The sequence below is a fragment of the Cyanobium sp. Lug-B genome (assembly GCF_024345635.1).
Lineage (GTDB): Bacteria > Cyanobacteriota > Cyanobacteriia > PCC-6307 > Cyanobiaceae > Cyanobium > Cyanobium minutissimum.
The window spans coordinates 1-7,682 of record NZ_JAGQBM010000095.1 but is presented as its reverse complement, the minus strand read 5'-3'; the positions used below and the strand labels follow the sequence as shown (position 1 = coordinate 7,682).

General features: G+C 71.6%; 9 protein-coding genes. 5 read left to right on the top strand and 4 right to left on the bottom strand.

Annotated features, from left to right (window positions below; all coding sequences use genetic code 11):
* Window positions 1-51 precede the first annotated feature (51 nt).
* On the top strand, window positions 52-1,122 hold the full coding sequence (locus tag KBY81_RS15780) for an efflux RND transporter periplasmic adaptor subunit (RefSeq protein ID WP_396103861.1): 1,071 nt from the start codon (window positions 52-54) through the stop codon (window positions 1,120-1,122).
* Here KBY81_RS15780 and wecB read toward each other — a convergent pair.
* Complete coding sequence (gene wecB, locus KBY81_RS15775) at window positions 1,119-2,255, bottom strand: non-hydrolyzing UDP-N-acetylglucosamine 2-epimerase (RefSeq protein WP_254977012.1); 1,137 nt, start codon at window positions 2,253-2,255, stop codon at window positions 1,119-1,121. The two genes, KBY81_RS15780 and wecB, sit on opposite strands and share 4 nt — an antisense overlap.
* A 228-nt stretch (window positions 2,256-2,483) precedes the next feature.
* Between wecB and KBY81_RS15770 the strand changes: the two genes are divergently transcribed.
* Complete coding sequence (locus tag KBY81_RS15770) at window positions 2,484-3,644, top strand: type IV pilus twitching motility protein PilT (protein WP_254977011.1); 1,161 nt, start codon at window positions 2,484-2,486, stop codon at window positions 3,642-3,644.
* Window positions 3,645-3,673: 29 nt separating this feature from the next.
* Here the strand turns inward: KBY81_RS15770 and KBY81_RS15765 are convergent, their stop codons facing one another.
* Window positions 3,674-3,871, bottom strand: a complete 198-nt coding sequence (locus KBY81_RS15765; RefSeq protein ID WP_106220444.1) for a high light inducible protein — start codon at window positions 3,869-3,871, stop codon at window positions 3,674-3,676.
* 38 nt (window positions 3,872-3,909) lie between these two features.
* Window positions 3,910-4,965: a tRNA (adenosine(37)-N6)-threonylcarbamoyltransferase complex transferase subunit TsaD gene (tsaD, locus tag KBY81_RS15760; RefSeq protein ID WP_254970479.1), complete on the bottom strand. Its 1,056-nt coding sequence runs from the start codon at window positions 4,963-4,965 to the stop codon at window positions 3,910-3,912.
* Window positions 4,966-5,038: 73 nt separating this feature from the next.
* Here tsaD and KBY81_RS15755 point away from each other — a divergent pair, with 73 nt between their 5' ends.
* Window positions 5,039-5,548 (top strand): Photosystem I reaction center subunit III, encoded by a 510-nt coding sequence (locus KBY81_RS15755; protein ID WP_106220442.1) that lies wholly within the window; start codon window positions 5,039-5,041, stop codon window positions 5,546-5,548.
* Between the two features lie 12 nt (window positions 5,549-5,560).
* Window positions 5,561-5,674, top strand: a complete 114-nt coding sequence (locus KBY81_RS15750; protein WP_106220441.1) for a Photosystem I reaction center subunit IX — start codon at window positions 5,561-5,563, stop codon at window positions 5,672-5,674.
* Window positions 5,675-5,742: 68 nt separating this feature from the next.
* Here the strand turns inward: KBY81_RS15750 and gmk are convergent, their stop codons facing one another.
* The gene (gene gmk / locus KBY81_RS15745; protein WP_106220440.1) at window positions 5,743-6,318 is read right to left on the bottom strand and encodes a guanylate kinase; all 576 of its coding nucleotides are present in this window, start codon (window positions 6,316-6,318) and stop codon (window positions 5,743-5,745) included.
* A 62-nt stretch (window positions 6,319-6,380) separates the two neighbouring features.
* On the opposite strand from gmk, the gene KBY81_RS15740 reads away from it, so the two are divergent.
* Window positions 6,381-7,682: NFACT family protein (locus KBY81_RS15740; RefSeq protein ID WP_254977010.1), on the top strand; the 1,302-nt coding region annotated here is incomplete at its 3' end.

Below are 7,682 nucleotides of genomic sequence, written 5' to 3'. Positions count from 1 at the left end.
CCGACCGCGCCGCCGAAGGGCCGGCGCCGCGGCCGCCGCCGCCGCCTCTGGATCGGCCTGGCGGTGGGCCTGGCCCTTCTCGCCACGGCCGGCCTCTGGCAGCGCCAGCGCCAGCAGGCCGGCCGCGATCTGGCCCCCTTCACCGTGGTGGCCCGCGAGGGCTCCCTGCCCGGGGTGATCACCGCCAGCGGCGAGCTCGATGCCGTCAAGCGGGTGAATGTCAGCCCCAAGCGCCAGGGGGTGCTGCTGGAGCTGATGGTCGACGAGGGCGACACGGTGCGCCGGGGCCAGCCCCTGGCCCTGATGGATGACGGCGACCTGCGCGACCGGCTGATGGAACTGCAGGCCAACGTGCAGTCGGCGGAGTCGGAACAGCGCCGCAGCGACAGCGAGCTGCGCCGCAACGAACCCCTGTTCCGCCAGGGGGCCATCAGCCTCGACACCATGAACCGCTTCCGCTCGGAGGCGGAGGTGCGGCGCCTGGCCACCGCCGCCGCCCGGCAACGGCTGAGGCAGCGCATGGTGGAGAAGGACGAACTGATCGTGCGGGCCCCCTTCGATGGGGTGATCAGCCAGCGCTACGCCGAACCGGGCGCCTTCGTCACCCCCACCACCACCGCGTCGGCCACCGCCGGCGCCACCAGCTCCTCGATCGTGGAGCTCTCGGAAGGGCTGGAGGTGGTCGCCAAGGTGCCCGAGAGCGACATCGGCCGTCTGCGGGTGGGCCTGCCCGCCAGCGTGCGCGTCGATGCCTTCCCCGACCGTCGCTTCCAGGCCACCGTGCGCCAGATCGCCCCGCGGGCGGTGAAGACCAACAACGTCACCTCCTTCGAAGTGAAGCTGCAGCTGACCGATCCGGCCCCGGAACTGCGCATCGGCATGACCGCCGACATCGACTTCCAGACCGGCACCCTTCAGGCCCGGACCGTGGTGCCCACCGTCGCCATCGTCACGGAGGACGGCCGGCCGGGGGTGCTACTGGTGGGCAAGGGCCAGGAGCCCACCTTCCAGCCCGTGGAGCTCGGCGCCAGCAGCGGCAAGGACACCCAGATCCTCTCGGGCCTGGAGAGCGGCACCCGGGTGTTCATCGATCTGCCCCCCTGGGCCAAGAAGCGCCCCTAGGTGCCGCTTGCCTTGAGGGGGGCCAGGCCCAGGAAGCGGCGGGCCGCCTCCACGATCCGGCCGCTGGCCGCCCCGTCACCGAAGGGATTGTGGGCCTGGGCCATGGCCCCGTAGGCCTGTGGGTCCTCCAGGAGCCGGCTGGCCTCGCTGAGGATCGCGTCGCTGTCGGTGCCGATCAGTTTCGCCGTGCCCGCCGCCACCGCTTCCGGTCGCTCGGTGGTACGGCGCAGCACCAGCACGGGCTTGCCCAGGGCGGGGGCCTCCTCCTGCAGACCGCCCGAATCGGTGAGCAGCAGCGTGCAGCCCCGCATCGCCGCCACCAGCCGGTCGTAGTCGAGCGGCTCGATCAGGAAGGCGCGGGGGTGGGAGCCGAGCAGGGCCTGCAGGGGCTCCCGCACCGTGGGGTTGCGGTGCAGCGGCAGCAGCAGGGCGGTGTCGGGGAAGCGGTCGAGCAGGGCCAGGAAGCCCCGGCCGATGTCCTGGAGGCGCTCGCCCCAGTTTTCGCGGCGGTGCACGGTGGCCAGCAGCACCCGCTGCTTCTGCCAGTCGAGGCCGGGCAGGTCCCAGTCGGGGGCGGAGCGGGCCATCAGCAGCAGGGCATCAATGACCGTGTTGCCGGTGGTGAGGATCTCGCCCACCACCCCCGAGGCCCGCAGATTTGCCGCCGACTGGGCCGTGGGGGCGAAGTGCAGGCGGGCCAGCTGGGAGATCAGGCGGCGGTTGGCTTCCTCGGGGAAGGGGTCGAGCAGGTCGTCGGTGCGCAGGCCCGCCTCCACATGGCCGACCGGGATCTGCTCGTAGAAGGCGGCCAGGGCGCTGGCGAAGGCGGTGGTGGTGTCGCCCTGCACCAGCACGAGATCGGGGCGGTGCGACTCGAACTCCTGCTTCAGTCCCTGCAGGGCCGCGCAGGTGACGTGGGTGAGGGTCTGCTTCGGGGCCATCAGGGCCAGGTCATGGTCGGCGGCCAGGCCGAACAGGTGCATCACCTGGGTGACCATCTCGCGGTGCTGCCCCGTGAGGACAACGCGGGTGCGGAAGTCCGGCGACCGCTGGAAGGCCAGGATCACCGGAGCCAGCTTGATGGCCTCGGGGCGTGTGCCCAGAACGATGCTGACCAGAGGCTGTGGGGACACGGGCCGACGCGGGTCGGAGGATCCTAGGCAGCCCGGGTTCAGCGCTTCCCCCGCCCTGCGCGGCACCGCTCGGCCCCGTGTCCACAGATCGAAATCCGCCCCTAGGATCCGGCCCGGAGCGACACAGCCTTCGGCGCATTCGCCCAGGTCTCAGCGGATCCGCCCGACGCGGATTCGCTCAACGGATTTCACCAGCGGGATCGCCCCGCGCTCCAGCCGCGTTCCTCGATGTCCCAGTCCCACCCGCCACCGCCACCGCCCCCCGTGGGCGTTCAGCCCAGGGGCTCCCTTTTCGCCGAGGCGACGCCGATGTCGGCGGAGGGTGGATCCCCGCCGACCCTGGAGCAGATCGTTCGGGTGGCCTTCGAGCGCAACTTCTCCGACATCCACCTCGGCGTCGGGGAGGAGCCCCGGTTCCGCAGCCGCGGCGACATGATCCTGGCCGGCCTGGGCGTGACCGATGGCAACACCTTCCGCGACTGGCTGCGGGAGATCCTGGAGCCGGCCCAGATCGATCGTTTCTTCCAGCAGAAGGAATACGACGGCTCCTTCGCCTTCGGCTTCGTGCGGGTGCGCATCAACCTGCTCGAATCCCTTCAGGGCCCGGCGATGGTCCTGCGGTTGATTCCCCAGGCCATTCCCACCATCGACGAGCTCAATCTGCCGCCGGTGCTCAAGGATCTGGCCCAGCGTCCCAAGGGCATGCTGCTGGTCACCGGCCCGACGGGGTCAGGCAAGAGCACCACCCTGGCGGCGGTGATCGACCACATCAACCGCACGATGAAGCGCCACATCCTCACCATCGAGGATCCGGTGGAATTCGTGCATCAGAGCCGCCAGTCCCTGATCCGCCAGCGGGAACTGGGCAGCCACACCCGCCACTTCAAGACCGCCCTCCGCGCCGCCCTGCGGGAAGATCCCGACGTGATCCTGGTGGGGGAGATCCGTGACCAGGACACCCTCACCACCGCGATCGAAGCCTCCCAGACCGGACACCTGCTGCTGGGAACCCTGCACACCAACTCGGCGGTGCGTTCCGTCGAGCGGATGCTGGGCATGTACCCCCCCGACGAACAGGAGATCGTCCGGCGTTCGGTGGCCGATTCGCTCCTGGGGGTGATTTCCCAGGGCCTGATCAAGACGGTGGATGGCAAAAGGGCCTCTTACCACGACGTCTTCATCAACACCGATGCCTGCAAGGACTACATCCTGCGGGCCAATCTCGATGAGATCGAGGCGATCATGGCCCGCAGCGGGTTTGACGGCATGATCACCTCCAACCAGTACCTGGCGAATCTGGTCTCTTCCGGCAGGGTTCATGCCGAGGAAGCCCTAGCCGCCAGCCTCAGACCCGGCGAGCTGGCCCAGACGCTGCGGGGTCGAACCTGAGCCGGCAAATCCCGGCCGGGGGGTGGGCCTCAGCCTCCCACCAGCCGCACCAGCAGCAATACACCCAGCCCGACGGAAAGCCCGAGCATGGCCAGACGGCCATTCCAGATCTCGGCCTGGGGGGTGAACCCCCGCCGCCAGGCGTTGAGCTCCTGCTGGGACACGGGTTCCGTGTCGCTGAGGGAGGATTCGACCTGCTCGAGGGGCAGGGGATTCGCGGGGGCCATCGGGCCAGACCTAGGGCGACCCTCTCACCATAGGGGCATCAAAAGGGGGGCTGTGGCGCATAGAGCCCTCCGGCCAGCTCCAGGGGGAGCCGGGGGGCCACCCCCAGGCTGATCCCGCTGTGCCCCCCGGCCTCGAGCCGTTCGATCGCCGCCAGGCCCACCATGGCGGCGTTGTCGGTGCAGTAAGCCAGGGGCGCGACGCGCCAGCACAGGCCGCGGGCGGCGGTGGCCTCCGCCATCAGGCGGCGCAAGCGTCGGTTGGCGGCCACGCCCCCCACCAGCACCACCGTCTCCAGGCCCGCGTCGACAGCGCAGCGGCAGCTGCGCTCCACCAGCACTTCGGCCACCCCCTGCTCGAAGCTCGCCGCCAGGTCGGCCACCGGCAAGGGAGCGCCCGCGGCGGCAAGCCGCTGCACCTGGCGCAGCACCGCCGTCTTGAGGCCGCTGAAGCTGAAGTCGTAGGGGTGGAAGCCCCCCTCGGGACGGGAGACCCTCCCCTTGGGAAAGCGGAAACGGCCGGGGTCGCCGCCGGCCGCCGCCGCCTCGATCGCCGGTCCGCCCGGGTAGCCCAGCCCGAGCAGCCGGGCCACCTTGTCGAAGCATTCACCGGCCGCATCGTCGCGACTGCGGCCCAGGCGGGTGTAGGCACCGGGCCCATCGACGCGGATCAGCTCGGTGTGGCCACCGCTGACCAGCAGCACCAGGTACGGACCCTCCGGCAGGGGATCGCCCAGGTGCACCGAGCAGAGGTGCCCCTCCAGGTGGTGCACCCCCAGGAAGGGCTTGCCATGCAACCGGGCCAGGGTGCGGGCCGTGACCGACCCCACCAGCAGGGCCCCGGCCAGGCCGGGGGCCACCGTGGCGGCGACGGCGTCGAGGTCGGCCATGGCCACGCCGCTTTCCTCCAGCACCCGGGCGATCAGGGCCGGCAGCGCCTCCACGTGGCGGCGCGAGGCGATCTCCGGCACCACCCCGCCCCAGCGGGCGTGCTCCTCCATCTGGGAGGCGACGGCCCCCGCCAGGACCCGCCGACCGGCCACGATCGCCGCCGCTGACTCGTCACAACTTGTTTCGAGGGCCAGAACCGTGCGCATGCTCCCGGAAGAGCTCCCCTACTGTCCGCACGAGCCATCCTGCCCCGCGGCAGTTCCCCCGCGGCCCCTCTCCATGCGCCGTCTTCTCTCCAGTCGTTCCTTCGCCATCCGGGCCTTCGCCCTGGTGGCGTCCGTGTTCCTGCTGTTCGGCTTCGCCCCCTCGGCCCGGGCCGACATCGGCGGACTCACCCCCTGCAGCGAGACCCCCCGCTTCCAGCAGCGCGCCGCCGCTGCCAGCACGGATCAGGCCAAGGCCCGTTTCGCCTACTACGGCCAGGCCCTCTGCGGCACCGATGGCCTGCCCCACCTGATCACCGACGGCCGCTGGAGCCACGCCGGTGACTTCACCATCCCCGGCCTGCTCTTCCTGTACATCGCCGGCACGATCGGCTGGGCCGGTCGCGGCTACCTGATCGCCGTCCGCGGCAGCAAGGACGCCACCATGCGCGAAATCCAGATCGATCTGCCCCTGGCCTTCAAGACCACCCTGGCAGCGGCCGTCTGGCCCCTGGCGGCCCTCAAGGAGTTCACCAGCGGAGCTCTGGTGGAATCCGACTCCAAAGTCACCGTTTCCCCCCGCTGATACGCAAGAGCCATGAAGAAATTCCTCTCCACCGCTCCCGTCGTGGCCGCCGTCTGGTTCACCCTGACCGCCGGCATCACGATTGAGATCTTCCGCTTCTTCCCGGATCTGATCATCCACCCCTGAAGACCGGATCCGGTCGGATGCATCCCCGCCAGCGGCCCTTGAACGGGCCGCTTTTTTCATGGCTGTCGTCAGTCGGCGTCGGCCAGCCCCAGCAGCCGCTCCAGCTCCTGCAGGGCCATGTCGAGGTCGGCGTTCACCAGCACGGCATCGAATTCCGCTTCGGCGGTGAGTTCCTCGCGGGCCCGCGCCAGCCGCCGCTGGATGGCCTCCTCGCTGTCGGTGCCGCGGCCGCGGATGCGGCGCTCCAGCTCCTCGAAGCTGGGCGGCTTGATCAGCACCTGGAAGGCCGCGGGGAAGGTGCGACGCACCTGGCGGGCCCCCTCCAGCTCGATCTCCAGCAGCACCGGCCGCCCCAGGACCAGCTGGGCCTCCACAGGGGCCCGGGGGGTGCCGTAGAGGTGGCCGGCGAACTCGGCCCACTCCAGGAAGCCCCCGCCGGCCACCCGGGCCTCGAAGTCGGGACGCGTCAGGAAGACGTAGTGCTGGCCGTCGCTCTCCCCGGGCCGGGGCGAACGGGTGGTGGCCGACACCGACAGCCACAGGGCGGGGTGCCGCTGCAGCAGCAGGGCCACCAGGGTCCCCTTGCCCACCCCGCTGGGGCCAGTGATCACCGTGAGCCGGCCGCTGGAGGGGGGGGAGTCCATGGATCGCTGGCGCTGGGGCGCACAGTAGGGGTGGACCGCATCGGGAAGCGACAGAGGAGGCGATGGCCCCAACCCCGTCCATCCAGGCCATGGATGTGACCAGCCTGCGCGCTGTACTGGCCGAGATGCGCCGCAGCCTGCTGCCCAGCCGTTTCGAGAAGGCCCAGCAGCCCGACGCCCACCGCCTGCAGCTGGGACTGCGCAGCCTGCGGGGCACCCTCTGGCTGGAGCTCAGCTGGCTGGCGGAGGCGCCGCGCCTGCTGGTGGTGGAACCACCCCTGAAGCAGGGCGAGGGCAGCACCCTGGCCCAGCAGCTGCAGCACGGCCTGCGCGGTCTGGCCCTGGTGAGCCTGGAGCAGCAGGGCTGGGAGCGGGTGGTGGCCCTGGGCTTCGCCCCCAGACCCGGCGAACCGATCCGGAGGCAGCTGGTGCTGGAGCTGATGGGGCGCCACAGCAACCTGTTCCTGATCGACGAAGAACAGCGGGTGATCGCCCTGGCCCGCCAGGTCCGCCAGGACCGGTCGCGGCTGCGGCCGATCGGCACCGGCGACCCCTACCAGCCGCCACCGCCCATGGCCGGTGAACCGCCCCGGCTGGAGGAGGAGGTCGCCTCCTGGCGGCGGCGCCTGGGCCTGCTGCCCCAGACGGTCGGCGAGGCCCTGATGGGCGCCTACCAGGGGATCGGCCCGGCCCTGGCCCGCCAGCTGGCGCAGGACGCGCTGGCCCGGCCCGTGCAGAGCCTGGAGGAGGAGGCCTGGCAGCGGCTCTGGCAACGCTGGCGGCTCTGGCTGGAGACGGTGGCCGAGGAGCGTTTCCAGCTGGGCTGGGGCGGCCCCAGCGACTACCGCTGCTGGGACCCCGAAGGTCCGCCGGCCGACGACGACTGGACGATCAACCGGGGGCTGGCGGGGTACTACGCCGATCGCCTGGGGCACCGGGAGCTGGAGCAGCGGCGGGCGAGCCTGCGGCAGCGGCTGCTGAACGCCGCGGCCCGGGAGCACCGCAACGCCGACCAGCAGCAGAGCCTGCTGGCGGCCGTGCCCGGCAGCGAGGCGATGCAGCGCCGGGCGGACGGCCTGCTCAGCCTGCCGTCGCCGTCGCGGGAGGAGATCGACGAAGCCCAGCGGCTGTACCGCCGGGCCCGCAAGCTGCGCCGCTCCGTGGCCGCGATCACCCCGCGGCTGGAGCTGCACCAGCAGCGGCTGGCCGCCATCGAAGCCAGCCTCACCTTTCTGGAACAGGCGGAGAACGGGGCCCAGCTCGCCGCCGTGGAGGAGGACCTGCCCGTCCTGCTGCCCGCCCGGGACGGCCAGGGGCCGGGGCCGTCCCGGCGGGTGCGACGGGGGGCGGCCGGCGCCGCGCCG